The organism is Mycobacterium colombiense, from assembly GCF_001672755.1.
In the GTDB taxonomy this organism is placed as follows: domain Bacteria; phylum Actinomycetota; class Actinomycetes; order Mycobacteriales; family Mycobacteriaceae; genus Mycobacterium; species Mycobacterium colombiense_C.
The window spans coordinates 1-964 of record NZ_LZKI01000051.1; the positions used below are offsets into that span (position 1 = coordinate 1).

The 964-nt window shown below is 73.4% G+C and carries 1 pseudogene; it reads left to right on the plus strand.

Going from position 1 to position 964, the window contains the following annotated elements:
• A pseudogene (locus A5708_RS27150) lies at positions 1-964 on the plus strand (hypothetical protein); the annotation flags it as partial.

The window sequence follows — 964 nt, forward strand, 5'->3', positions numbered from 1 at the left end:
TGACCGCGCCGGCGGCGGCCAGCCATGCCGGCCGCTCAGCGCGCACCCGGTCGTCGACGGCGATGGCGGTCGCCACCGAACTGCGCGCGGCGGCCCAACGATGCGAGTCGCTGCGCGACAACCTGTGGTATCTGGTCGATTCGAAGGTGGCGACCGCCATCGCCGTCGACGACCGGGTGCGCGCTGAGCGGCCGGCATGGCTGGCCGCCGCCGGCGCGGTCACGGCGGGGGACCGGGACGGCGCGGCCGACATCGTGCGCGAGCAGGTAATGCCTCACGTGGACAACGACATTCGCAACGACTGGTTGACGGCGATGCGGTCTGCGTCGGACGGGGTCGAGACGTCCTACGCCATGGTGATCGACAAGATGACCGCCGTCCCGACGGCGCGCTTCGAGTTTCCCGGCGATCTCGGGACCGGTGTGGTGCCGGTGCAGCTCGCCCCGCCGGTGGCCGCCGCGCCCGTCGCGGCGGCGGATCCCGCGCCGACGTTGACGGCGGCCGCGCCCGGTCAGGTTGGCGTAGCGCCGGATTCGGTTGCTCCGGCGCCGCCGGCGGTCAATGTCGCGCCTCCCGCGGACTGGGGAGCCGCGCTCGGCGATGCGCTGGGCATGCCCGCGGGCGATTTGGGTGGCGGGCTCGGCGGTCTCGGCGGTGGCGACCTTGGTGGACTCGGTGGCAGTGGGTTGGGCGGCGGCGGTGGGCTTCTCGGGCTGGCCGGCCGGATCATCGATGCGGTGGGCGGCCTGATCGGATCGGCGGGTGACGGGCTCGACGGCACGGACGCCTTGAACGGCGGCGACCCGGACAACTCCGACGAGAAGCCTTTCCACGCAGACGATCCCGAGGGCACCGTGGCCGACGAGGGCGCCGATGATCCCGACGATCCCGCCGAAGCCGACCAGGCCCAACCCGCGGACGAACCTCAGCCCGACGACGTGATCCAACCGGTCGGGACGCCCGG